The 25,275-nt window shown below is 36.7% G+C and carries 25 protein-coding genes and 1 tRNA gene; 17 read left to right on the top strand and 9 right to left on the bottom strand.

Annotated elements, in window-relative coordinates; translation table 11 throughout:
• Positions 1–2,733, bottom strand: coding sequence for a DNA mismatch repair protein MutS (gene mutS / locus EV07_RS08720; protein WP_036919540.1), 2,733 nt, complete (start codon positions 2,731–2,733; stop codon positions 1–3).
• A gap of 160 nt (positions 2,734–2,893) precedes the next feature.
• Here mutS and psbZ point away from each other — a divergent pair, with 160 nt between their 5' ends.
• The 3 genes from psbZ to EV07_RS08705 all read left to right on the top strand — a co-directional run bounded on the left by psbZ (position 2,894) and on the right by EV07_RS08705 (position 3,783).
• Positions 2,894–3,091 carry a photosystem II reaction center protein PsbZ gene (psbZ, locus tag EV07_RS08715; RefSeq protein ID WP_036919538.1) on the top strand — a complete coding sequence of 66 codons (198 nt, stop codon included), beginning with the start codon at positions 2,894–2,896 and terminating at the stop codon, positions 3,089–3,091.
• Between the two features lie 57 nt (positions 3,092–3,148).
• Entirely contained in the window at positions 3,149–3,625 is a 477-nt protein-coding gene (gene ribH, locus EV07_RS08710; protein ID WP_036919536.1) for a 6,7-dimethyl-8-ribityllumazine synthase, read from the top strand.
• An 86-nt stretch (positions 3,626–3,711) separates the two neighbouring features.
• Positions 3,712–3,783 (top strand) — tRNA-Gly (locus EV07_RS08705).
• A 21-nt stretch (positions 3,784–3,804) separates the two neighbouring features.
• Here the strand turns inward: EV07_RS08705 and EV07_RS08700 are convergent.
• Positions 3,805–4,272, bottom strand: a complete 468-nt coding sequence (locus EV07_RS08700) for a GNAT family N-acetyltransferase (RefSeq protein ID WP_036919533.1) — start codon at positions 4,270–4,272, stop codon at positions 3,805–3,807.
• Between the two features lie 137 nt (positions 4,273–4,409).
• On the opposite strand from EV07_RS08700, the gene secA reads away from it, so the two are divergent.
• Positions 4,410–7,256: a preprotein translocase subunit SecA gene (secA, locus tag EV07_RS08695; RefSeq protein ID WP_036919530.1), complete on the top strand. Its 2,847-nt coding sequence runs from the start codon at positions 4,410–4,412 to the stop codon at positions 7,254–7,256.
• Here secA and cysE read toward each other — a convergent pair whose 3' ends face one another.
• The 4 genes from cysE to miaA form a co-directional block, all read right to left on the bottom strand.
• Positions 7,257–8,003, bottom strand: coding sequence for a serine O-acetyltransferase (gene cysE / locus EV07_RS08690; RefSeq protein ID WP_036919526.1), 747 nt, complete (start codon positions 8,001–8,003; stop codon positions 7,257–7,259).
• Positions 8,004–8,024: 21 nt separating this feature from the next.
• Complete coding sequence (locus EV07_RS08685; RefSeq protein WP_036919522.1) at positions 8,025–9,008, bottom strand: GntR family transcriptional regulator; 984 nt, start codon at positions 9,006–9,008, stop codon at positions 8,025–8,027.
• Positions 9,009–9,176: 168 nt separating this feature from the next.
• Entirely contained in the window at positions 9,177–9,785 is a 609-nt protein-coding gene (gene infC, locus EV07_RS08680) for a translation initiation factor IF-3 (protein WP_036919519.1), read from the bottom strand.
• 64 nt (positions 9,786–9,849) lie between these two features.
• Entirely contained in the window at positions 9,850–10,749 is a 900-nt protein-coding gene (gene miaA / locus EV07_RS08675; protein WP_036919517.1) for a tRNA (adenosine(37)-N6)-dimethylallyltransferase MiaA, read from the bottom strand.
• Positions 10,750–10,924: 175 nt separating this feature from the next.
• Between miaA and gyrB the strand changes: the two genes are divergently transcribed.
• The 6 genes from gyrB to EV07_RS08645 all read left to right on the top strand — a co-directional run bounded on the left by gyrB (position 10,925) and on the right by EV07_RS08645 (position 16,548).
• Positions 10,925–12,898, top strand: a complete 1,974-nt coding sequence (gene gyrB / locus EV07_RS08670) for a DNA topoisomerase (ATP-hydrolyzing) subunit B (RefSeq protein ID WP_036919515.1) — start codon at positions 10,925–10,927, stop codon at positions 12,896–12,898.
• 8 nt (positions 12,899–12,906) lie between these two features.
• On the top strand, positions 12,907–13,236 hold the full coding sequence (locus EV07_RS08665; RefSeq protein WP_036919823.1) for an SH3 domain-containing protein: 330 nt from the start codon (positions 12,907–12,909) through the stop codon (positions 13,234–13,236).
• Positions 13,229–13,624 (top strand): FluC/FEX family fluoride channel, encoded by a 396-nt coding sequence (locus tag EV07_RS09290; protein ID WP_052043935.1) that lies wholly within the window; start codon positions 13,229–13,231, stop codon positions 13,622–13,624. Before EV07_RS08665 ends, EV07_RS09290 begins: the two co-directional genes overlap by 8 nt.
• Before the next feature lie 40 nt (positions 13,625–13,664).
• Positions 13,665–13,991, top strand: a complete 327-nt coding sequence (locus EV07_RS08655) for a fluoride efflux transporter FluC (RefSeq protein WP_206537155.1) — start codon at positions 13,665–13,667, stop codon at positions 13,989–13,991.
• Between the two features lie 32 nt (positions 13,992–14,023).
• Positions 14,024–15,436, top strand: a complete 1,413-nt coding sequence (mgtE, locus tag EV07_RS08650; protein ID WP_036919512.1) for a magnesium transporter — start codon at positions 14,024–14,026, stop codon at positions 15,434–15,436.
• A gap of 125 nt (positions 15,437–15,561) precedes the next feature.
• Positions 15,562–16,548, top strand: coding sequence for an RpoD/SigA family RNA polymerase sigma factor (locus EV07_RS08645; protein WP_036919817.1), 987 nt, complete (start codon positions 15,562–15,564; stop codon positions 16,546–16,548).
• Here the strand turns inward: EV07_RS08645 and EV07_RS08640 are convergent.
• Positions 16,533–17,444 (bottom strand): alpha/beta fold hydrolase, encoded by a 912-nt coding sequence (locus EV07_RS08640; protein WP_052043938.1) that lies wholly within the window; start codon positions 17,442–17,444, stop codon positions 16,533–16,535. The two genes, EV07_RS08645 and EV07_RS08640, sit on opposite strands and share 16 nt — an antisense overlap.
• Here EV07_RS08640 and mutT point away from each other — a divergent pair.
• Both mutT and EV07_RS08630 read left to right on the top strand, forming a co-directional pair.
• Entirely contained in the window at positions 17,424–18,617 is a 1,194-nt protein-coding gene (mutT, locus tag EV07_RS08635; protein WP_081936976.1) for an 8-oxo-dGTP diphosphatase MutT, read from the top strand. The genes EV07_RS08640 and mutT overlap by 21 nt on opposite strands.
• A 56-nt stretch (positions 18,618–18,673) precedes the next feature.
• Positions 18,674–19,678, top strand: coding sequence for a carbohydrate kinase family protein (locus EV07_RS08630; RefSeq protein WP_036919511.1), 1,005 nt, complete (start codon positions 18,674–18,676; stop codon positions 19,676–19,678).
• On the opposite strand, the gene tsaE is transcribed toward EV07_RS08630, so the two are convergent.
• Positions 19,670–20,152, bottom strand: a complete 483-nt coding sequence (tsaE, locus tag EV07_RS08625) for a tRNA (adenosine(37)-N6)-threonylcarbamoyltransferase complex ATPase subunit type 1 TsaE (RefSeq protein WP_152557594.1) — start codon at positions 20,150–20,152, stop codon at positions 19,670–19,672. The genes EV07_RS08630 and tsaE overlap by 9 nt on opposite strands.
• A 29-nt stretch (positions 20,153–20,181) precedes the next feature.
• On the opposite strand from tsaE, the gene ahcY reads away from it, so the two are divergent.
• Both ahcY and EV07_RS08615 read left to right on the top strand, forming a co-directional pair.
• On the top strand, positions 20,182–21,606 hold the full coding sequence (gene ahcY / locus EV07_RS08620; RefSeq protein WP_036919508.1) for an adenosylhomocysteinase: 1,425 nt from the start codon (positions 20,182–20,184) through the stop codon (positions 21,604–21,606).
• A gap of 30 nt (positions 21,607–21,636) precedes the next feature.
• On the top strand, positions 21,637–22,287 hold the full coding sequence (locus EV07_RS08615) for a DedA family protein (protein ID WP_036919506.1): 651 nt from the start codon (positions 21,637–21,639) through the stop codon (positions 22,285–22,287).
• Between the two features lie 2 nt (positions 22,288–22,289).
• Here the strand turns inward: EV07_RS08615 and EV07_RS08610 are convergent, their stop codons facing one another.
• The gene (locus EV07_RS08610) at positions 22,290–22,679 is read right to left on the bottom strand and encodes a single-stranded DNA-binding protein (protein WP_036919504.1); all 390 of its coding nucleotides are present in this window, start codon (positions 22,677–22,679) and stop codon (positions 22,290–22,292) included.
• A gap of 151 nt (positions 22,680–22,830) precedes the next feature.
• Between EV07_RS08610 and EV07_RS08605 the strand changes: the two genes are divergently transcribed.
• The 3 genes from EV07_RS08605 to EV07_RS08595 are packed head-to-tail and all read left to right on the top strand — an operon-like array spanning position 22,831 to position 25,140.
• Positions 22,831–23,883 carry a rod shape-determining protein gene (locus tag EV07_RS08605; RefSeq protein WP_036919502.1) on the top strand — a complete coding sequence of 351 codons (1,053 nt, stop codon included), beginning with the start codon at positions 22,831–22,833 and terminating at the stop codon, positions 23,881–23,883.
• 4 nt (positions 23,884–23,887) lie between these two features.
• Positions 23,888–24,634 (top strand): rod shape-determining protein MreC, encoded by a 747-nt coding sequence (gene mreC, locus EV07_RS08600; protein WP_036919499.1) that lies wholly within the window; start codon positions 23,888–23,890, stop codon positions 24,632–24,634.
• Positions 24,631–25,140: a hypothetical protein gene (locus EV07_RS08595; RefSeq protein WP_036919497.1), complete on the top strand. Its 510-nt coding sequence runs from the start codon at positions 24,631–24,633 to the stop codon at positions 25,138–25,140. Before mreC ends, EV07_RS08595 begins: the two co-directional genes overlap by 4 nt.
• The last annotated feature ends 135 nt before the right edge of the window (positions 25,141–25,275 follow it).

The following is a 25,275-nucleotide window of genomic DNA, read 5'->3' as shown; positions in this document are numbered from 1 at the left end:
TTAGAATTTCTTTCTCTCTTCAAGTTTATTTAGGACTGCTCTTGCTTTTGTAATTACATTTGAAGGGATTCCTGCTAAACGAGCAGCTTCAATCCCATAACTTTTGTCTGAACCACCAGGGACAACTTTATGTAGAAAAGTCAGTTTTTCTGGCGTTTCTTTCACAAGAACTTGAAAATTAGCTACATTTCCCATCTTGTTTGAGAGATCATTTAACTCGTGATAATGAGTTGCAAATATTGTTCTGCTTTTAATATCATCCGCTAGGAATTCACTTACTGACCAGGCGATAGATAATCCATCAAATGTAGATGTTCCTCTTCCAATTTCATCTAGAAGAACTAGAGACTTTTCAGTTGCTTGATTTAATATATATGCGGTTTCTGTCATTTCCACGATGAAAGTTGATTGACCTGCTGCCAAATCATCTACAGCTCCAACTCGTGTAAAAATTCTATCTGCAATACTGATGTAGGCTTCTTCTGCTGGAATCCAACTTCCAATTTGAGAGAGTAATTGTATTAGACCAATTTGCCTTAAGTAACAACTTTTACCACTTGCATTAGGTCCTGTAAGTATTATTAAGTCTTGATTTTGACCTAGATTAATATCATTTGGCTCGAAATCTTCTTCAACTAACATTTGCTCGACTACTGGATGCCTTGAGCCCTTTATTTTTATTTGTCTTGATAAAGTATTATCTAAAATAGTTGGTGCACAATAGTTATTTGTCGCAGCTAGATCTGCTAGTCCTAAAAGCACATCAAGGCCTGCGATCGATTTTGCAATCTTACGAATAATATTTGCTGATTTGCCTACATTATCTCGCAGATTACAGAATAACTCATATTCACGATTTGCTGATTTTAATTTTAATTGAAAGATCTTTCCTTCTCTTGATTTTAGATCAGGAGTAACAAATCTTTCTTCATTGGATAGAGTTTGCCGCCTAATCCAGTGAGATGGAACTTCCGCCGACTTTGATTTACTAACTGATAGAAAGTAACCAAAAGTTCTATGGTGCTGTAAGCGCAGATTATTATTGCCGCTAATCCTCCGTTCTTTTAACTCTTGATTTGAAAGCCATTTTTCTTGGTCATCAAGTTGATTTCTAAGCCCATCTAATACTAGATCTATACCATCATGAATTATATTTCCCTCAGTAATGCTTAGTGGTGGATTATCTATTAATATATTCTTAATGTTATTAGATAAGTTTATTAGTTTTGGATCAATTTTTTCTAGTTCGGCAAACCATTCAGGTAGAGTTGTGGATATATTTTTTATATTTGCAGATAGCCTTGGTAGTTTTCGAAGACTATCTGCAATAGCCATAATCTCTCTTGCACCTGCATGTCCTGCACTAGCTCTTCCTGAAAGACGCTCAAGGTCTCCCATTGTTCTTAATAGATTACGTAAGTTTTTTCTTAATGCTCTTTCTTTAACTAATACAGTAATTACATTTTGTCGATTAAGTATTTCACTAGCAGTAATGAGTGGATTGTCGATCCATTGGCGTAAACATCTTCCTCCCATTGATGTAAGTGTACGATCAATTGCCCATAAAAATGAACCTTGAAATTGGCCATCTCTTTGAGTTTTTGTTATTTCAAGATTTCTTCGAGTTTGAGCATCTATAAGTAATGATTCTCCAGAAGATTTTATTCTTGGAAATTCAAGTTGAACTTTAGAGCTAATAGGCTTCTTTTCTGTTTTTATAAGCGGGTTAGTTTCATTTAAATAACTTATTAAACCACCAGATGCTCTAAGAGCTAACTCCAACTCTTCTAGCCCAAGCCCAGCTATTGTTTTTAGTTTGTAATGCTTTCTTAGTATTGCTTTGGACTCTGCAACACTAAAAGAGGTTTTCGATTGTTGATTTAAATTTATATTTTTTGAGTTCCATGTTTCAAAAACTTTATTTCCTACTTCTTCGCAAATAATTTCTGATGCTTCAATATTTAATAGTTCTTGTTCAAGATTGCTTATACCTTCCCCTTCTTGAACTTTAAATTCGCCAGTACTTATATCAGCACTAGCTAAACCCCATTTATAATCTGAATTATTTTGATTTGATTCAACTGAAATAGCTGCTAACCAATTATTTCTTTTCGCTGGGAGCATTCCCTCTTCAATGACTGTCCCAGGTGTCAGGACTCGTGTTATTCCCCTTTTAATAAGTTTCCCTTCTTTGTTATGAATACTTTCCAGTTGATCGCATATTGCTACAGATAGACCTTTTTGAATCAATATTGAGCAATAGCGTTCTGCAGCATGATGAGGTATACCAGCCATTGGCACTCTCCCAATAGTTTTTCCACCTTCTTTGCCTGTAAGAGTAAGTTCTAGGATTTCAGAAAGAAGAATTGCATCTTCAAAAAAACATTCAAAAAAATCCCCAAGTCTATATAACAAAATTCGCCCTGGGTTTTGAACTTTTAGCTCAACGTAGTGTCTCAGAACAGGTGTCAGTTCTGTTTTTTTAACAAGGTTGTGATGAGACCAGTTAGGGCCATCTTCTTCTGGGGAAGAGGGATTTTCTTCTAATCCATTGTTTTCTCTTAAAGTTTTTTGTCTTGTTCGAGGTCTTAGTTGACCATCTTTAATCAATTCATCTTCACTTAGTGCAGAATCATTGCTCTTATTCTTGCTTTGTAAAGAGTTGGACTCTGTGGCAGTTTCTTCAGATTTAACGAAAAAATTACCTTGTAAAGGCATGTTTTCGGCAGTCATAGATTATTTTCTGCCAATGTTGTTGTTGGCATGGTAAGGCGATTTTGGGGTTTTGGATGTGAAGCCTCGCGACAACCCTTGTCATCTTTGTAAAAAATGTCCCTTCTCATGTGACAATTATTGAAATGAAGAGAGCTTTTGCTCCATCGCTCCATTCCCCATGCAGGTACTTAGTTCAGTTGCTATTAACGCCCTTCTTTTTGCGTCACTTTTATTAGTTATTGGTGTCCCAGTGCTTTATATGACACAATCAGATCCTCAAGATCGTCGTAATGGAGAGATCAAAAAGATAGAAATCATAGGGGGTGTCTGGTTTCACCTAGTTTTGATTAATGGCTTACTTGATTTCTTTGTTTGAATTTGAACACGTAGCATGCGATGGTAGTGGGTATATCGGGATTTTTCATAGCAAGACATGGTAACAATTGAAGGACGTTTCACCAATGCTTCTAATTTAAAGGTTGCAATTGTTGCAGCTCGTTTTAACGATTTGATTACTAATAAGCTTTTAAGCGGATGTCTTGATTGCTTAAGTAGGCATGGTATTGATATATCTGAAAATAGTTCCCAGTTAGATGTAGCTTGGGTGCCAGGATCGTTTGAATTACCATTAGTTTGCCAATCTTTAGCTAAAAGTGGCCGTTATCAAGTGCTAATCACACTAGGAGCTGTAATTAGAGGAGATACACCTCATTTTGATGTTGTCATTAATGAATCTAGCAAGGGTATAGCAGCAGTTTCAAGAGAAACGGGTGTTCCTATTGTGTTTGGAGTATTAACCACGGATACTATGCAACAAGCATTGGAAAGATCAGGTGTCAAAAGCAATCTTGGTTGGAATTATGCATTACAAGCTATTGAAATGGGATCTCTAATGAGTGCTTTGAATTAATCAACGAGTGTCAATTAAAAGAATCCATTGACCATATCCCCTTTTTTAGGGCATGCTTTATAAGAACAAATTTTTTTTTTCTGAATGCGGATGTAGCTCAGTGGTAGAGCATCTCCTTGCCAAGGAGAGGGTCGAGAGTTCGAATCTCTTCATCCGCTTTTGAAATCAAACTACTGCCTTCAGGTTTGTGAATTGCTTGCTTTCAAGAGCAATATTTGATTGTGGCAAGTTGAAAAACCCATTTGTTCATAGAAATTGGAACTATTAGTTGTCATTAAATAAATTTTTTCTACACCTTTAATTGCGTGATGGGATAAAAGTGCTTTCACTACTTGTTTTCCTACCCCTTGGCCTTGCAATTCACCAGCAACAACTATGTCCCATAAAACAGCTCGATATATTCCATCACTTGTTGCTCGTCCAAACCCAATGATTTTTCTATTTCTCCATATGCTTATGACGACTGAACTGCCTGCTAATAATTTTCGAATGCTTTTGATGTTTCGATCATTTGCCCAAAAAGTATGTTGATTAAGCAAATCTCTTAGTTTGGATAACCCTCTGGCAGGTAAAAGATTTGGACCTAATCCCAATATCCTTAGACCAGGTGCTCCTCTGGCATGTTTTACAAGTATTAATTTTTGCATTTGGACCACTCCATCATTTGAATGCCAATCTTGAATTTTGAGAGAAATTGCATATTTCTTTTATAGCGCGTAATTGTTTAGTGACGTCTTGGTGTATTGGTAGTTAGGCTGAAGAAGTCTTTTTACTTGCTGTAATTATGCTCAAGCTTTTGCTGGGAGATCCAAATGCCCGCAAGCTGAAGCGTTATCAGCCAATTTTGACTGATATCAACCTTCTTGAAGAGGAGATAACTTCTCTGACTGATGATGAGTTGAGATCTAAAACAGCTGATTTCCGAAGTCGTTTAGAGAATGCTTCAGATAATATGCTGCGAGATTGTTTAGATGAACTTCTCCCTGAAGCTTTTGCAGTAGTTAGAGAAGCAAGTAAAAGAGTTTTGGGTATGCGTCATTTTGATGTGCAATTAATAGGCGGAATGGTTTTGCATGAGGGTCAAATTGCTGAGATGAAAACCGGAGAAGGTAAAACTTTGGTGGCAACTTTGCCAAGTTTTTTAAATGCTTTGACAGGTAGAGGCGTACATGTTGTGACTGTGAATGATTATTTGGCACGACGCGATGCAGAGTGGATGGGGCAAGTACATAGATTTTTAGGCTTATCTGTCGGATTAATTCAGCAAGATATGAATCCTATTGAAAGGCGTAAAAATTATGCATGTGATATTACTTATGCAACAAATTCCGAGCTCGGTTTTGATTATTTAAGAGATAATATGGCTAGTGATATTAATGAAATTGTTCAAAGAAATTTTCAATTCTGTATAATTGATGAGGTTGATTCAATTCTAATTGATGAGGCTAGAACACCTTTGATTATTTCTGGACAAGTTGAACGACCCCAGGAAAAATATAAGAAAGCATCCGAAGTTGTTTCTACTTTAAAAAGAGCAGCTGAGGTTGGTAAAGATGGAATTGACCCTGAAGGGGATTATGAGGTTGATGAAAAGCAAAGAACATGTACCCTCACTGATGAAGGATTTGCTAAATCTGAGAAATTATTGCAAGTAAATGATCTTTTTGATCCTAAAGATCCTTGGGCTCATTATATAACTAATGCTTTAAAAGCTAAAGAGTTGTTTGTTAAGGATGTTAATTACATTGTAAGAAATAATGAGGCCGTGATTGTTGATGAATTTACTGGTCGTGTTATGCCTGGTAGGAGATGGAGTGATGGACAGCACCAGGCAATAGAAGCGAAAGAAGCATTAGCAATTCAGCCTGAAACTCAAACACTTGCTTCTATTACTTATCAGAATTTCTTTCTTTTATATCCTCGTCTTGCAGGCATGACAGGAACTGCCAAAACAGAAGAAGTTGAATTTGAGAAAACTTATAAACTTGAGACAACAGTCATTCCAACTAATCGCCCACGTTCCAGAAATGATTGGGTTGATCAGGTCTTTAAAACTGAATCGGCTAAATGGAGAGCTGTAGCCAATGAAACAGTAGATATTCATAACCAAGGTAGACCTGTTTTAGTTGGTACAACCAGTGTAGAGAAAAGTGAGGTTTTAAGTTCTTTATTGACCGAGCAAGAAGTACCTCATAATCTTTTGAATGCAAAACCAGAGAATGTAGAGCGAGAAGCTGAGATTATTGCTCAAGCTGGTCGTGCTGGTGCTGTAACTATTGCAACGAACATGGCTGGTAGAGGGACTGACATAATTCTTGGCGGTAATAGCGACTATATGGCTCGTTTAAAGGTGAGAGAGGCTTTGTTTTTAAAATTAGTTAAACCTGAGGAAGGACATAAGCCTCCTATTCCATTGCAACGCCAACAAGAATCTGCTTCTGGGTTTGGAGAGGGAAGTGATACTTCCAATTCTAAAAAAGAAAAAGAATTTATTGAGATGAGTTCAGTTGGTAACCTTTACCCTTGTGCTTTGACAGAGGAAACACAAGAGGTTCTCATTAAATTAGAGCGTGAACTAATTAAAGAATGGGGTGATCGAGCTCTATCTTCAATCGAGTTAGAGGATCGCATATCTACTGCTGCAGAAAAAGCTCCAACTAATGATGTTTTAATTCAATCTTTAAGGGAAGCTATTTCATTAGTAAAGTCAGAATACGATGTTGTTGTGAAACAAGAAGAAACTCATGTTCGTGAAGCAGGTGGTTTGCATGTTATAGGTACAGAGCGTCATGAATCTAGACGAGTTGATAATCAATTAAGAGGTAGATCTGGTCGTCAAGGAGACTTAGGTAGTACAAGATTCTTTTTGTCTTTAGGTGATAACTTGCTTAGAATATTTGGAGGTGAAAGAGTTGCTGCATTAATGAATGCTTTTAGAGTTGATGAAGATATGCCAATTGAGTCTGGGATGCTTACTAGATCATTAGAAAGTGCACAAAAGAAGGTAGAAACCTATTACTTTGACATCAGAAAACAGGTTTTTGAATATGATGAAGTAATGAATAACCAAAGAAGAGCTGTATATTCTGAAAGAAGAAGAGTGTTAGAAGGAATAGGCTTAAAGAAGCAAGTTATTGGATATGGGGAAAGAACAATGCAAGAAATTGTTTATGCTTATGTTAACTCTGATCTACCGTCTGAAGAGTGGGATTTACAACAATTAGTGAGTAAAGTTCAAGAATTTGTTTATTTATTGAGTGATTTAAAAGCACAAGAACTTCAAGGTTTAAATATAGATGAACTTCAATCATTTCTTCAAGAGCAACTACGTAATGCTTATGATTTAAAAGAGTCTCAAATTGAAGAGCAAAGACCAGGACTAATGAGAGAGGCTGAAAGATTTTTTATTCTTCAGCAAATTGATACATTATGGCGCGAGCATTTGCAAGCCATGGATGCATTAAGAGAATCTGTTGGCTTGAGGGGCTATGGACAAAAAGACCCTTTAATTGAATATAAGAATGAAGGTTATGATATGTTTCTTGAAATGATGACAAATATGAGAAGAAATGTTATCTATTCTATGTTCATGTTTCAACCTGCACCCCCATCAAATCAAGCAGAAAGTTGACTATTCTTCATCTAGTTTATCTCCTAGAAATTCAATAATTTCTCGATCTTTAAGACTTTGCGATTTTCCTGGTGATATATTATCGGGTAAATTGCCATTGCTGATTTCATTGAGATTGTTATTTAGAATTTGCACTTGACTTTCTAAATGATCAATTCTTTCCATTAAATTTCTAATTACTGACGCTTCAGCATCTGGAAGAGCTGAATGCGCTAGAGGGTTAATACGAACACCACTTTGGTGAATAATTCGTCCAGGAACTCCTACTACCGTGCTGTCTTCAGCAACATCTCTTACCACCACTGATCCTGCTCCAATCCTTGTATTTGCACCAACTGTTATAGCTCCTAGAACTTTTGCTCCAGCGCCTACTACTACATTTGCTGAGAGGGTTGGATGTCTTTTGCCATGGCTTTTCCCTGTCCCACCTAGTGTTACTCCTTGATATAACAGGCAATTATTTCCTATTTCAGTTGTTTCCCCTATAACAACACCCATCCCATGGTCTATAAAGACTCCTTTACCGATTTTCGCTCCAGGATGGATTTCAATACCAGTAAAAGTTCTATTGATTTGACTAATAATTCTTGGGATAAGCGGTAGCCCTAGCTTCCAAAGTTTATGGCTAATACGGTGAAGTACTAAAGCTTGAAAACCTGGGTAACAAAGTATTATTTCCAAAAGACCCCTTGCTGCAGGATCTCTTTCACGGATAATTGCTAGATCTGAAGAAAAAGCTTTAAGCATTTGCTCAAAGAAAGAAGTGTGTTATTTAAGAAGACCGATTTCTTTTTTTAGTCGTTCTAAAGTGGATTCACTGAGATACTTTTCAGCACAATGCACTTGTGGCATACGAATTAGTTGTGATCGGTTTTGACGAATGGTGTGTTCTACTAAAGGAAGACTAGGACTATCGCATAGAACGTAATTAGCTGCTCTTAGAAGTGCTAATAAACGACTCCCTACATCAGGATTTGCAGTCATCAGTAATAATTCATTACCTCGCATACTGTGCAAGATCACTTCTGCTGCACGAAGTATTCCTGGGCTAATGCTCACAATGCCTACACAACTACCGGACCGTAATTCTTTAAGCATTGCAAGCTCTTTGTCAAAATCACTTAGGTCTACAGCAATTGCTCGGACACCATGCCTTTTTGCTACTTCTTCTAATGGTTGAAGAAAATAGCGGCTAGTGACGACTGTCCCAATGTTCGAACTTTCAAGTACTCCTTCTAATTCTTCCATTGGTACTACTTCTATGGGTACATCAAGATTCGGTTCTAATTCTTCTGCTATTAACATTGATGCACCTAGGTCCTCTCTAGGAGTACTAACTAATACCCTTGCTCCGCAACGCAGCCTCCAGTCGATCTCTTGAGTAAACAGTTCTCTTGTTTGTTGTAGCGTGCATCCAGAATTAAGAAGTTCATCAACACTTTTTCTTACTTCATGGTCTAAATCAGTAATTGCTTTTTTCCTAAAATTATTAGAGTTTTGTGATTCTCGTTTTTTTTGGTCCCTAACATAAATCCCTGATCCAGCTATTGCTTCTACAACTCCATCAGTTTCTAACTGACGATATACTTTGCTGATTGTATTTCTATGCAATCCCGTCTGCATAGCTAATTGTCTTGTACTAGGTAGTCTATGAGCTGGAGGATAGTGTCTTGCAGCTATAGCAAAACAAATTTGATTATAAAGTTGCGTTGATGCAGGGATGTCACTCTCCTGCTGAATATGGTATTTCACACCTTTATGTCAAGTTTCAATGAGGCCACGATACTCAAATAATGCTTGGGGGACAATTAAATGTTTGTCCTAAGCTTATGTGACAGGTTCTCAATTCATTTGAGCAATAAAAAGATTTTAATGAAATATTATTTTTTCTCTAGCTATATCAAATAATTCTGGGAGCGCTTATTCAATAGTTCTTTTTGCTTTGGAATTAACTTCCTCTTCTTTTTCTTTTTTTATAAGAGGGGTTTTTCTCGGTGTTAAAAACATAATCATATTTCTACCTTCTCTTTTTGCTGCTTGCTGAATTTCAGCCTGCTCTTCTAAGTCTTTAGCCATTCGGGCAAGAAGTGATTCTGCAAGATTTGTATGTTGAATCTCTCTACCTCTAAAAATTACTGTGCATTTAACTTTATCTCCTGCCTTAAGAAAGCGCGTTGCTTGGCCAATACGAACTTGATAATCATGCTGATCAATTTTGTAGCGCATTTTTACTTCCTTAACCTCAGTTTGATGAGATTTCTTCTTTGCTTCTTTTGCTTTCTTCTCTTGTTCGAATTTAAATTTCCCATAGTTCATGATCCTGCAAACGGGAGGATCAGCCTTTTCACTAACTAAAACAAGATCAAGCTCTCTATCTTGAGCTACCTCTAATGCTTCTTCACGACTAATAACTCCAAGCTGAGCTCCGTCAGCATCAACTACCCTGAGGTTTGGATATTTAATCCTTTCATTAATGTTTGGGAGCTCTCGAACAGGAGCTCGACGATCAAACCGGGGACGTGGTGGCATTCAATGTGTTGATGGAACAAAGCAGAAGAAATGAGGAATTAGCCCAATTTTGCATCTACTTACTTCACCCTATACCGTTTTGGATAAAAGAGAGAGCTTCTTCAAGAGAGTTTTTTTCATTTAGCCATTTTGGGTTATGTTGCTTTCGGAACCAAGTCCTTTGTCTCTTGGCAAATTGATTAGTTCTGACTGTTGTTTTTTCTATTGCTTCAGATAATGAATAAGATCCTTTAACGACTTTTAGAGCTTCCTCATAACCAATTGTTTGCAGCAAAGGCAGTTTCTCCCCATATTTGTGGATTAATTGTTTTGTTTCTTCAATTAGACCATTGTTAAATAATTTTATTGTTCTTTTAGCAATTCTTTGATGAAGGTTGCTTGGGTTCAGTCCCAGTTCAATTAAGTTCCAATCTGGAGGTTGGGAAGATTGCAAAGAGCTTATTCTTTTACCAGTTGCATAAAATACTTCTAATGCTCTGATTGTTCTAGTGGTGTCTTTTGGCGCAATTTTTCTGGATGCACAAGGATCACATTTCTCAAGCAATTGGTGACATTCCTTTTGCCCAATTTCAGTAAGATATTTCCTCAACTGCTTCTGGGGAGGTACTGCAGGTGGACATAGTCCACTGGTCAAAGCTTTTAAATAAAGACCACTACCACCTACCAGAAATCCAATTTTTTCTTTTCCAATGATTTTTGTGAGATTAGATTCAGCTTCTTTTTTGAATTCTTTTAATGTGATTGGATTGTTAGGTTCCTTTAGATCTAATAAATGATGCTTTATTTCTTTTTGCTGTTCTAAAGTTGGTTTTGCAGTACCAATATCCATCCCTTTATATAACTGGCGGGAATCAATATTATGAATACTGACTTTTATTTGCTTTGCTATTTGAATGGCAAGTTCAGTTTTCCCACTTGCTGTTGGCCCAAGTAACACTATGACAACTGGTTTTGACTTGGGCATAAAGGCTGCTTAGTAGATGGTCATAATTCTCTATTTAGAAAGGATTTTTGTTCTTTTAGTAATTTCTTGCAAGCCTTTCTTGGTTACCAGTGGTAGATTGAATTTTCCAGGTTGAATAAGGTTTCTTGGTAAATGAATTTTGTAAAAACACCTTTCCTGGGCATTTTTTAGGCGAATGAGCGAAGACTCCAAGGTTAAAAAGATTCAAGCCGCCTATGGCGCTGAACAGATTCAAGTTCTTGAAGGCTTGGAACCTGTAAGGAAAAGACCAGGGATGTATATAGGTTCTACTGGTCCTAGGGGTTTGCATCATCTTGTTTATGAGGTTGTTGATAATGCTGTAGATGAAGCTCTTGCAGGGCATTGTAATGAGATTGTTGTGGTTCTTTGTGCCGATGGTTCTGCATCTATTAGCGATAATGGAAGAGGAATCCCAACTGATATACATCCTAAAACTGGCAAAAGTGCATTAGAGACTGTGCTTACTGTTCTTCATGCTGGTGGCAAGTTTGGTAGTGGAGGTTACAAGGTTTCTGGAGGTTTGCATGGGGTTGGTGTTTCGGTAGTAAATGCACTAAGTGAATGGGTAGAAGTTACCGTGAAAAGGCAAGGTAAAGTTCATACTCAAAGATTCGAAAGAGGAGCTCCTATAGGAAATCTTCGTTCTGAGAAACAACTATCAGATCAAAAAGATACAGGAACAAAAGTTAATTTTAAACCTGATACTGAAATATTTACTAATGGAATTGTTTTTGATTATTCAGTTTTATCATCAAGATTAAGAGAGCTTGCTTATCTAAATGGAGGAGTTCGTATCGTTTTTCGTGATGAAAGGAAAAGGACTTCTGAGATAAAAGAAAATAGCTATGAAGAAGTTTATTTTTATGAGGGAGGAATAAAAGAATATGTTGCTTATATGAACTCTGAAAAAGATGCATTGCATCCAGAAATTATTTATGTAAATGCTGAAAAAGATGGAGTTCAGGTAGAAGCTGCACTGCAATGGTGTATTGATGCTTATTCGGATAGCATTCTTGGTTTTGCAAATAATATTCGTACTGTTGATGGAGGTACTCATATAGAGGGATTAAAAACAGTATTAACGCGGACACTTAATTCTTTTGCTCGAAAACGAGGGAAACGTAAGGAAGGTGATTCAAATCTGGCGGGCGAAAATATTAGAGAAGGTTTAACTGTTGTTCTTTCTGTGAAAGTGCCTGAACCTGAATTTGAGGGGCAGACAAAAACTAAATTAGGGAATACTGAGGTTAGAGGAATAGTAGATAGTCTGGTTGGAGAATCCTTAGGACAATATCTAGAATTCAATCCATCTGTAATTGATTTAATTCTAGAGAAAGCCATTCAAGCTTTTAATGCAGCTGAAGCAGCTAGGCGAGCACGTGAACTGGTTCGAAGAAAAAGTGTCCTAGAGAGCACCACTCTCCCAGGTAAATTAGCTGACTGTAGTTCTCGAGATCCATCAGAATCAGAGATTTACATAGTTGAGGGGGATTCAGCTGGCGGTTCAGCAAAACAAGGCCGGGATAGAAGGTTTCAAGCAATTCTTCCTTTGAGAGGAAAGATATTAAATATTGAAAAAACTGATGATGCAAAGATCTATAAAAACACAGAAATCCAGGCTCTTATTACTGGTCTTGGTTTGGGAATTAAAGGAGAAGAGTTCTCTTTGAAAAATCTTAGATATCACCGTGTTGTAATAATGACTGATGCTGATGTTGATGGAGCTCATATCCGTACCCTTTTGCTTACATTTTTTTATCGCTACCAGAAAGAATTAGTTGAGGGTGGTTATGTTTACATTGCTTGCCCACCTCTATATAAAATTGAAAGAGGAAAGAATCACAAATATTGTTATACAGAGGGAGACTTGAAGAAAACTATTGCTGGTTTTGGTGAAAAAGCAAATTACACTATTCAGCGGTTTAAGGGTTTAGGGGAAATGATGCCAAAACAATTATGGGAAACCACTATGGATCCTTCAACTAGGACGATGAAGAGAGTTGAGATTGAAGATGCTTTGGAAGCCGATCGAATTTTTACCATTCTTATGGGTGACAAAGTTGCTCCTCGAAGGGAATTTATAGAGACTCATAGCCTTGAACTAGATATGGCTTCATTAGATATTTAATGATAAATATGAAATTCTGTTTTCATTGGGGATGCTTGTTAAGCCTTGCGTTATTTGCACCTATTGCTTTACCAGCCGGAGGAGCTACTAGAAGCAAGTTAGAAATTTCTAATTCTAAAGAAATGGAATTTTTTATTGTTGGTAACTCTTGTGTTTTGCGTACTAGTCCTCATATCTCTGCGCCTTCTTTATTTACATTAGAATTAGGGACTCATCTTAGAGTAATACGTCTTTGGCACCCTGAAGAGGGTAACAGTTGGTTGCAGGTTCAATTACCTAACTTGGGATTGATTGATAGACCTTCTTTGTCAACTAGACGTGGATGGATAAATGTTTAATTTCTTAGGAGATCATCGATCTTCTTTGTTTGTGGCAATTGGGGCTGCTCCAGGTGCAATTTTAAGAATGCAAATTTCTAAAAAGATTTTTATACATACAAAATCAGATCTATATGGGGTTTTGTTAGTCAATTCAATTGCCACATTTTTGCTTGGTATCTTACTTGGACTCCAACAAAAAACATATTTTTTATTAGATAATGAGCCTCTCTATTTATTGTTAAGCATAGGCTTGCTTGGAAGCTTTAGTACTTTCTCTTCTTTGATTTTTGAGTTTCATCACTATTATTTAAACCATAGATGGATGGATCTATCTCTTTCTTTGTTTGTGTCTATATTCATTGGTATCATTATGGCTTTATTCGGTTTTTATTGTGTAAATGCTTAGGAGCTTCTATGATTTTGTTCTGAGAAGGGATCAATTTTTCTTGATTTGCATAGGCTCAATTTCAGGTGCTTTGCTTCGTTTTAAAGTTAACAATGATTTTATAGCTAATGTTTTTGGATCTGGTTTTCTTGGTTTGATTTCAGGATTCACAATTAGTTCTAGGTTTCAAGTTTTCTTGGTACTAGGTTTTTGTGCATCTTTAACTACTTTCAGTGGTCTGATTTTGGATGCATTTTTAATGATTAATAGCGGTTTATTGTTTCAAGCAATAGGTTTGATCTGCATCACCATGCTTGCGGGTTTTTTGTCTTTAACGTTAGGTTTTTTAATCGGTCAAAGAATTAGGCGATTATTTTCGTCCTTATAGACATAATATGTTTGAGGTCTTTCAGTGTGCCTATGAATGAACAGATAGGTACATCTATTAGTAATGATTCATCTGTAAATGGACCTCACTTAGCCGAGGTGGTTTCTCAACAGCTTGAGGCAATGCTTGCTGCTGGTAATTATGATGGCGTTAAGACTTTATTGGAGCCTGTTCAGCCTGTAGATATTGCGGAATCAATAGGCAGTTTGCCTTTGATTTTGCAAGCTTTGGCTTTTAGATTATTAAATAAGAATGAGGCTATAGAAGTTTACGAATATTTAGATGCTGCTGTACAACAAAGTCTTCTGGATCGACTTCGCTCCAATGAGGTTTTGGAATTAGTTGAAAGGATGTCACCAGATGACCGGGTGAGATTATTTGATGAATTGCCTGCTAAGGTAGTTAGAAGATTGTTGGCTGAATTAAGTCCTGAAGAAAGGCGAGTAACTGCTCAAATGTTGGGATATGAGGCTGAAACGGCTGGGAGATTAATGACTAATGAATTTATTGATTTAAAGGAATTTCATACTGCTTTTGATGCTTTAAATATTGTTAGAAGGCAAGCACCTTATACTGAGACAATTTATAGCCTTTACGTTACAGATCGCGAGAGACATTTAACTGGAATTTTATCTTTAAGGGATTTGGTGACGGCAGATCCTGATACAACAATTGGTGACGTAATGACAAGAGAGGTAGTTAATGTTCGTACAGATACTGATCAAGAAGAAGTTGCAAGGGCAATTCAAAGGTATGACTTTCTGGCCTTACCAGTCGTTGATCGAGAAAAGCGATTAGTTGGGATAGTCACTGTTGATGATGTTATTGACGTTATAGAACAAGAAGCTACTAGGGATATTTATGCAGCTGGAGCTGTTCAGGCAGGAGATGAAGATGATTATTTTCAAAGTAATTTGTTTGCAGTTGCTAGAAGGAGAGTGGTTTGGTTGATTGTTTTGGTTTTTGCTAATGGATTAACTACAAAGGTTATTGCATCTAATGGTGATGTATTACGACAAGTAGTTTTATTAGCAGCTTTTATTCCTTTATTGATAGGGACTGGTGGAAATATTGGGGCACAAAGTTCTACAGTTGTTATTAGAGGGTTAAGTACTCAAAGAATTCAAGCTTTAGGTTTTTTAAAAGCGATTTTCCGGGAAACGATTGCAGGTGCATTGCTTGGATTGCTTATGCTTTTATTTGTAGTTCCTTTTGCATGGTGGCAAGGAGAAGGTCCTTTAGTGGGCGCTGCTGTTGGTATTAGTTTATTGGCTATAACTACTTTGGCAGCCACGGCAGGGGCTTCTTTGCCTTTGTTGTTTCATAGGATGGGACTGGACCCAGCTTTAATGTCAGCTCCTTTTATCACCACAGCAACTGATGTGGTTGGAGTTTGGATTTATTTACGAACTGCTTCGTGGCTTCTAACCAAGATAATTCAGTAGACAGCTCTGCATAGGTATTTTTACCTAAATTCCCTGGAATTTGAGTTGATTTTCACAACTTTACAGTTCTTAATGATATTCTTTACAAAACGCAATAGATTTTCGTCGTGACTTCTGCTCAGAGTATTTCTACCAAGTCATATGTAAGTGGATCAACTAATAAAGTTGTAGCTGAGGTTGATCTAGTTCGCTCATATTTAAGGGATATTGGGAGAGTTCCACTACTAACAAACGAGCAGGAAATAACATTAGGTCGTCAAGTTCAAGATTTGAACTCTTTAGAAAAATTGGAATCAGAACTTGAAAGTATCAATGGAACGAAGCCGACCCAAGAAGAGCTAGCTAAAGAAGCTGGAATTAAAATTGCACAGTTAAAAAAACGTTTAATTCGAGGTAATCGAGCAAAAGAGAGAATGGTTGCTTCAAATTTGCGTTTAGTAGTTAGTGTTGCCAAAAAATATACAAAGAGGAATATGGAACTTTTGGATTTAATCCAAGAAGGAACAATTGGTTTGGTAAGAGGCGTTGAGAAGTTTGATCCTGCAAGAGGTTATAAGTTTTCTACATATGCATATTGGTGGATTAGACAAGGTATTACAAGAGCTATTGCTGAAAAAAGTCGATTAATAAGATTACCAATTCATATTACTGAAATATTAAACAAGTTAAAAAAAGGTCAGAGAGAGTTGAGTCAGCAGTTAGCTAGAACTCCATCTATGCAAGAACTAGCTAATTTTTTAGATATTCCAATCGAGGAAGTGAAAGAATTAATGTTCAGGGCTAGTCAGCCTATTAGCCTAGAATCAAAAGTGGGAGATGGAGATGATACAGCGCTATTAGATTTGATAGCTTCTGATACAGATTTACCTAATCAAGAGATTGAGATGGAATGTATGAAGGGAGATTTAGACGTAATATTGCAAAAGTTACCTCAAATGCAGCATAGAGTTTTAAGAATGAGGTATGGCATGAATGGTGAAGAGCCTATGACTCTGACTGGTATTGGTAGGATTCTTGGTATAAGTAGAGATCGAGTGAGAAATCTTGAAAGAGATGCTCTGCGAGGATTACGCAAGTATGGAAATACCGTTGAAGCTTACGTTGCTTGCTGAACTAGTTTTACCAAAATAGGGTTAACTTTTTCAGGGCTTTCATCGTGAGGGCAATGACCTGAATGCTTAATAATTTCAAGAGACTTTATACATGGAATTGTTAAGAACCAATTTTTCGCTTCAGTGCATGATTCCCAAGGATCATCTTCACCCCAGATCATATCCACCGGTAAATCCAATTCTTCCATTAATTCTGGTGCTAAGGAATCATTGAATATATTTATAAAGCCATGAAATGCTTCAGGGGCTCCCAATCCTTTAGTTGGTTGATGAAGAAGGTTAATTAAACCATCATCAATATTGGATCCACTTGGATAAGCTTTTTGCAAAACCTTCTTTATAAATGAAGGCTTTGCAGCATTTTTAAATAAGCTTCTGCTTAACCATCTTTGTTTCGTAATGAACTTAAGTCCAGGTCTTAATATTTTTTGCAAGGTTGATTTTTTACTGAGTTGTTTGTCATCCATTAACCTTTGGGCACAATTGATTAAAATTACTCTTTTACACTTTTCTTTCAGTATTTGTGCTGCTTTTAATGCAATCACGCCACCAATAGAATTTCCAATTAATACAACGGGTTTCTTAATAACTAATTTTGAGAAATCTGCAATTTGGTTCCCCCAATTTTCAAAGTTATAACAATAATTATTTTCGTTTTGCTCTTCCCCATTAAGTCTTGAAATAGGCTGGCTGCTTTCTCCAAACCCTATTAAATCTATTGAATAAGATGGCGCTATTGTTCCAAGAACAGTTTGGTTATGTCTCCAATGATTTTTATTCGCTCCAAAACCATGAATCAACAAGGTAGCCACTTCAGATTGCGTTGATTGGCATTCTTTTTTCCATGCGACTTTTAATCCATTCCAGTTGAGAATATGTGTGCCAGCTGTATACACGATGATGACTCTATAAAAGATTTGTGGAGTATTGACAAGATAGAAGATATGCAAGCAGTTTTATTAAATTGGTTTGCATTACATGGTCGTCATTGGATCCCTTGGAAGCTTAAACCTAATGGTGCTTTGCCAGAAAAATTAGAAAAATTACCTGTTTATCCCATCTGGATTGCTGAGGTCATGCTCCAGCAAACACAATTAAAGGTTGTTTTACCTTATTGGAAGAATTGGATGAAAGCTTTTCCAACTTTAGTTGATCTGGCTCATGCAGGTGATCATGAGGTTTTGCTTCTTTGGCAGGGCCTTGGTTATTATTCGCGAGCAAAAAGGACACATCAGTCGGCTAAAAAGTTGCTTGAAATTATTGGATCGAATAACAGCTTAAATCCATTAGCTTGGCCGGTGAGCATATCTACTTGGGTTGATTTGCCTGGTATTGGTAGAACAACTGCTGCAAGTATTATTTCTTCAGCATTTGATCTTCCTGAAGCATTGCTTGATGGCAATGTAAAAAGAATTCTTTCAAGATTAATTGGTAATGAGCAATCACTTTCTAGATCTTCTTCAAAGCTTTGGTCACTAAGTAATGATCTGCTTGATTATGACTCACCAAGGAATTTTAATCAGGCACTGATGGATCTTGGTGCCACCGTTTGTTTACCAAAGAATCCAAAATGTTTTTGTTGTCCTTGGAAATCATACTGTTGTGCTTATTATCAAGGTGATCCATCAAAATTCCCTATGAAGGCTCCTAAAAAAGCCTTGCCTAACTTGGTAATTGGTATTGGTATAGTTTTTAATGATTTTGGTGAAATTCTTATTGATCAAAGGAAACCTGACCAAACCATGGGAAGTATGTGGGAGTTTCCAGGTGGTAAACAAGAAAAAGGTGAATTAATCGAAGATACAGTAATTAGAGAAATTCATGAAGAATTAGGAGTTCACATTAAAGTTCTTCAAAACCTTATAGAATTTGATCATTGTTATTCACATAAGAAACTTCATTTTGTTGTTTATATTTGTAAGTTAAGCTCAGGAATACCTAAGCCTTTATCAAGTTTGCAAACTAAATGGGTTAAACCTGATGATTTAATTAATTATCCTTTCCCTGCAGCAAATAAATATATGATTAAAGCTTTACAGGATTATATAGTTCCATCTAAAGAAAAGTAATTTGTTGAGTTTCTAAGTATTTTGAATAAAATGTGTAATTTTTTTGGAGTAGATCAATGAAAAGCTCCGAGGTGATTTGTTTAGGTGAAGCTTTAGTAGATCGCTTAGGCCCTTTGGGTGGAGACCCTACTCTTGAGATAGGAAGCAAGGATTGTTTAGGTGGTGCTCCTGCCAATGTTGCTTGTGCTTTAGCTAGGTTGGATATAGATGTAGCTTTTGTTGGTTGTTTAGGTGATGACTCTATAGGTCAGCAATTCTTTAATTTATTTAATTCTCGTGGTGTCAATATCTCTGGTTTACAGGTTCATCCAACTCTACCTACTAGGGTTGTTCTGGTTCATAGAGATTCTCATGGGGAAAGAAGTTTTCGTGGTTTTGCTGGTGAAAAAGTAAATATTTTTGCAGATCAGGCTTTGGATTTAGACAAGTTGAAAATGGCATGGCCTTCGGTTGCAAAAGATGCAAAATGGCTTCTATTGGGAACTATTTTATTGGCTCAAGAGGGCTCTAGAAAGGTAGTTGCTTGGGCTCTTGATCAGGCAAAATTAGATGGTATGAACATAGCAATGGATTTGAATTGGCGACCTACTTTTTGGGATGTACATTCTCGTCCAGACAGTCCTCCAAGTAATGAAACTCGCTTTTTAGTTAAGTCATTTTTGGCTAAAGTATCTTTGCTAAAGCTTGCTAAGGAAGAGGCTATTTTGTTTTTCAATAGTCAAGATCCAAGAGAGATTTCTGAGTCGTTACCTTTGCACCCAAGTGTGATCATTACTGATGGAGCTGAATCCATTAGATGGTTATTGGGAGATTACCGTGGAGAAACTCAATCATTTTCACCTCCTTCAGTAATAGATACAACTGGAGCCGGAGATTCATTTATGGCAGGAGTGATATCTCAAATAGCTGTTCATTCTGTTAATCCTAAAAGTTACATTGAGGCAGATTCAATGATTCGCTTTGCTGCAGGATGTGGGGCTTTGGTTTGTGCTGGTATGGGTGCAATTGATCCGCAGCCATCAAATCGGTCTGTACAAGATTTTTTATCATCATTAAGTTGAAGGTATTAATTGAATTTTTCGTCCTTGTGCCCCATGTGGTAAATATTTAATCGATATTTGATAGGCATCATCAACTTTTAGGCTTAATCGGGAAGGCCATTCTATTACTATCAGACCATTCAACATCGTTGCTGTTTCTTCTTCTTGAAGAAATAATTCATTAGCTGCTTGAGCTTTTTCTAATCTATACAGATCTAAATGAATTAGGGCTCTACTTCCATGCAGGTAATGATGTGATAAAGCAAAAGTAGGACTTGTAATTGGTTCTTTGATATTTAAACCTTTCGCTATGCCTTTCACTAATGAGGTTTTTCCCGCTCCTAATGGTCCTTCTAGGAAGAGTATATTTGTTTTTTTAAGAGTATCGGCTAATGACTGGCCAAACAGAATTGTCTCGTCATGATCTCTAAGTACCCAGTTTGATTGGTTAGAATGTTCTTTGATTATGGTGTTAATTTCTATTTTATGAATCACCTTACTTCGCTTTGGATTAAAAAGTAATCATGGTTTCATCAACAGCATCACACTTGACTTCAGATTCAGCTTACCTAGTGGCTGATATAAATCTTGCTGAGTTTGGCCGCAAAGAGATTTCTATAGCTGAGAAAGAGATGCCTGGATTAATTTCTTTGAGAGAAAAGTTTGGGATGGAGAAACCCTTGGATGGGGCAAGAATTGCAGGGAGTCTTCATATGACTATTCAGACAGCTGTATTGATTGAGACTTTGGTTGCTTTGGGAGCCAAAGTTCGATGGGCATCATGCAATATTTTCTCTACACAAGACCATGCTGCTGCAGCTATTGCAAAAGAAGGAATCCCTGTATTTGCAAAAAAAGGTGAGACATTATCTGAATACTGGTCTTATACACATTCCATACTTGAATGGGGCGATTTTGAAGGACCCAATATGATTTTGGATGATGGTGGAGATGCAACAGGTTTAGTAATACTGGGCGAAAAGGCAGAAAAAGATATTGCAATATTAGACAACCCTTCGAATGAGGAAGAGATTGCACTTTTTGCTTCCATTCGGCAGAAATTATTAGAGGACAAATCTTTTTATTCACGAATTAGAAGAAACATTAAGGGGGTAACAGAAGAAACAACTACTGGTGTGGCAAGGCTTTACCAGATGCAGAAAAATGGAGAACTTCCTTTCCCAGCTATAAATGTGAATGACTCAGTTACTAAGAGCAAATTTGACAACCTGTATGGATGTCGTGAATCACTTGTGGATGGAATTAAACGGGCAACTGACGTAATGGTTGCAGGGAAAGTCGCTCTAGTTATTGGATATGGTGATGTGGGAAAAGGATCAGCTCAGTCATTAAGAGGGCTTGGTGCAACGGTCATGATTGCTGAGATTGATCCAATCTGTGCACTTCAGGCTGCAATGGAAGGTTATAGAGTTGTTCGTTTAGATGATGTGGTTGAAGATATTGATATTTTTGTTACTGCTACAGGAAATTATCAAGTTATTTGTCATGAACATCTTATTCGAATGAAAGATGAGGCTATTGTTTCCAATATTGGTCACTTTGATAATGAGATTGATGTTGCTTCTTTGAAGTCATATCATTGGGAAAATATTAAACCTCAAGTTGATCACATTACACTTCCAAATGGAAATAAGATTATTCTTCTGGCTGAAGGTCGCTTAGTGAACTTGGGATGTGCTACTGGTCATCCAAGTTTTGTTATGAGTAATTCATTTACTAATCAAGTATTGGCGCAGATTGAATTATTTACTAAAGGAAATGAATATCAAAAAAATGTTTATGTATTACCTAAACATCTAGATGAAATGGTAGCGCGTTTACATTTGGATAAAATAGGGGCTCAATTAACTGAATTAACTAAAGAGCAAGCAAACTATATAAATGTTCCTATTAACGGTCCATATAAATCTGAACAATATAGATATTAATTTGATTTAATACCTTCTAATAATATTTTAATGAGCATTGTTGAATTTCTTACATCTTTACCTGATTTTATTGGTGATGCGGTTGCAACTAATCAGTGGATTGGTTATGCATCAATATTATTAGCAATGTTCTTAGAAAATTTATTTCCGCCAATCCCTTCAGAGTTAATTATGCCTCTTGGTGGATTTTATGTTTCACAAGGCCAGTTAAATTTTCTTCCAGTAGTTATAGCAGGATTAATTGGAACTGTTTTAGGAGCATTTCCATGGTATGGAATTGGTAGATTAGTAAGTGAGAAAAAGCTTGAAAATTGGTTGAAGAAATATGGCAAATGGATTGGAATTAGTCCAAGAGAGTTATATAAAAGTCGTGATTGGTTTGGAAGATATGGAAAAGCATTGGTGTTTTGGGGAAGATTAGTACCTGGTATTAGAACATTGATTTCTGTACCAGCTGGGATTGAGTTAATGCCTTTACTACCTTTTGTTATTTGGACAACAGCAGGCAGCTTGATTTGGGTTTTGTTTTTAACCTCTATGGGAATCTTCTTAGGTGAAAGTTATCCTTTAGTGGAGGTTTGGATTGAACCTTTTTCAAAAATTATTAAATTGATTTTGGTTTTTGGATTAATTAGTGGAATTTTATGGTTATTTATCCGTTTATTTTCTTCAAAAAAGTAGAATTAAAAAGGAATATCTTGATTACTTCCCTTGGTAAATGATGATGGATTATTTGTTATTTCATTATTTGCAGAATCTTTTCTTGAGCCTAGAAGATTTAGTCGGTCAACTCTAATAATTGGCTTAGATTTATTTTCTCCAGTTGTTTTATCTTTCCACTGATCTAGTTTTAAGCTTCCTGTAATTCCTATTAGTGAGCCTTTTCTTACATAATCTGCTGCGACTTGAGCTTGCTTACCCCATATTTCTAAATTAAACCAATCAGGTTCGTCATTTCTACTTCTTCTGTTTACAGCAAGTGTAAAATTTGCAACAATGCTTCCTGATTCGAAGTATCGCACTTCAGGATCTCTTCCAGCTCTTCCCACTAGATTTACTGCATTTAAACTCATTATTTATCTAAATTATTTTGTAAATTGAATATAGCTCCATTTAATTATAGTTGTTTGAAAAGTTTTTTTTTGAAAACGACTTTTTGTTTTTTGAAGACTCCTTTATTAGTCTTATAAAACGATCTTACTAAACTCTCTCTAAATTAATCCCGTGTTCTTTCGACGTTTTAGACTTTCTCGCGATATAGGAATAGATCTTGGCACAGCCAATACTCTAATTTATGTACAGGGCAAAGGGATAGTTCTTGAAGAACCTTCTGTTGTTGCTATGGATTTAGAGGAAGGTGAGCCTTTAGCTGTTGGTGATGATGCCAAGATGATGTTGGGGCGTACCCCTGGAAATATTCGTGCAGTCCGACCATTGAGGGATGGAGTTATTGCAGATTTTGATGCAGCAGAGCAAATGCTAAAAACGTTTATTCAGAAGTGCAATGAAGGGAGAGGAATTATAGCCCCAAGATTAGTTGTGGGAATACCAAGTGGTGTAACTAGTGTTGAACGTAGAGCAGTTCGAGAGGCTGGCTTGGCAGGTGCTAGAGAAGTCCATTTAATTGATGAACCTGTTGCAGCAGCCATTGGTGCTCATCTTCCTGTTACAGAGCCAATAGGAACGATGATTGTAGATATTGGTGGTGGGACAACAGAAGTAGCAGTTCTTAGCTTGGGAGGAACCGTTTTAAGTGAATCAGTTCGTGTGGCTGGTGATGAGATTAATGATGCAATCGCTACATATTTAAAGAAGGTACATAATCTTGTGGTTGGAGAACGAACTGCAGAAGAAATCAAGATTCGAGTTGGATCTGCTTTTCCCAATAATGAGTTTGACTTGGAGTCTATGGATGTTCGTGGTCTTCATTTGCTTTCTGGTTTGCCTCGATCAATTTCTTTGCAGGCAGGTGATCTTCGAGAAGCAATGTCTGAACCTTTAAATAAAATTGTTGATGCAGTAAAAAGAGTTTTAGAAAGAACACCACCTGAATTGGCTGCAGATATTGTTGATAGAGGAATAATGCTCGCAGGTGGTGGCGCGCTAGTTAGAGGAATAAGTGATCTTGTAAGCCATGAAACAGGGATATTCACGCATGTGGCTGAGGAGCCTCTTTTATGCGTAGTGAATGGCTGCGGTCAGGTTCTTGATGACTTTAGGCGTCTCAAAAGAGTTGTCGATACACCCGAATTTGCAAGAAATGCTGTAAGGGATTAATTAAATGGTAAATACTCGACGAAAAGTTGCTTTTCGTTGGTGGTTGAACAGAAGTATTTGGACATGGTTTTTCCTAACTTTATTTTTTATTTTTGTTAGGTTTTCAAAAGGTTCGTTAATGCTTGATGCATTCTCCTTTCTGACTAGACCTTTTTGGCCTGGAACAGCTCAAAAAGAATGGATAACAAATGGTATTGATATAGAACAAAAAATCAAACTTGATTTACTGGAAAAAGATAATCTGCGTTTAAGACAGTTATTAGAATTAAAAAACTCTAATAATAAAAATCAAATTTCTGCGGCTGTAATTTCTCGAAGATCTAGAGATTTTTGGCAGCAATTAGATCTAAATAAAGGCTCTATTGATGGTATTTCTATTGGAGATGCTGTATTGGGTCCAGGAGGATTACTTGGTCTAATAGATAGTGTTACGCCAACGACTTCAAGAGTAAGACTGCTTACATCTCCTGGGATGAACTTAGGTGTTTGGATAGAACGTTCAAAAGTTCACGGAGTCTTGTTGGGAGTTGGAACAAATCGTCCTCAGTTAGAATTTTTGAATAAAATTCCTAATGCGCGATTAGGCGATGTTGTTAGCACTTCGCCTGCGAGCACTCTTCTTCCGCCTAATATTCCTGTTGGGGTTATTCAGTTTATAAACGAAGAAACCATGCCTTCCCCTAATGCTGTAATTCAATTAATTGCTTCGCCAGAGGCTATTGATTGGGTGAAAGTTCAAAGCCGTCAATGAAAAGAGAAAACAAAAGAATTTTGTATCAATTTTTAGGGTTAACAGTTCCTTTTTTCACGTTTTTATCTCCTTCATGGCTTGCTATCTCTGGTGTAGGTCCTAGGTGGGCTCTAATATGGTTATTACCCTGGGCTTTAGAAGAAGGACCTGTTCTTGGACTATTCGCTGGTTTATGTTTAGGAATCATTTTAGATGGAATGAATCTTGACGGAGTTACTGAAATCCCAGCCTTGATGCTTTTAGGTTATTGGTGGGGAAGATTGGGAATTAAAGAAAAATTGACTGACAACATTTTCGCACTTGGCTTTTTGATTTGGATTGGTTCATTTCTAAGTGGTCTGAGTATATGGTTTCAACAAATATTTGCTTTTAAGGGAAGTTTTTTCAATCTATGGGCTTTTTATACCATTTTGGCTGGATCAATCATAAGCGGATTGATTTCCCCATTTCTTTGTTCATCAATACTTAATTTCTTTTTCAAAGGAAAAGCTGAAAGATCAAGCTGATAAATGGATTTTTCACAAAGAAGTACGTTCAGAAATCACTGATAATAGAGTTTCAAATATCTTGGCGAGTGTTAATAATAGGCATTATTGCCTAAGGGTAAATACTCTCGAAATGTTAAATTTTTTGGAAAAATA

Source organism: Prochlorococcus sp. MIT 0603, assembly GCF_000760215.1.
Classification (GTDB): domain Bacteria; phylum Cyanobacteriota; class Cyanobacteriia; order PCC-6307; family Cyanobiaceae; genus Prochlorococcus_E.
The sequence above is the reverse complement of the archived record's forward strand: the minus strand, read 5'-3'. Positions and strand labels throughout refer to the sequence as shown.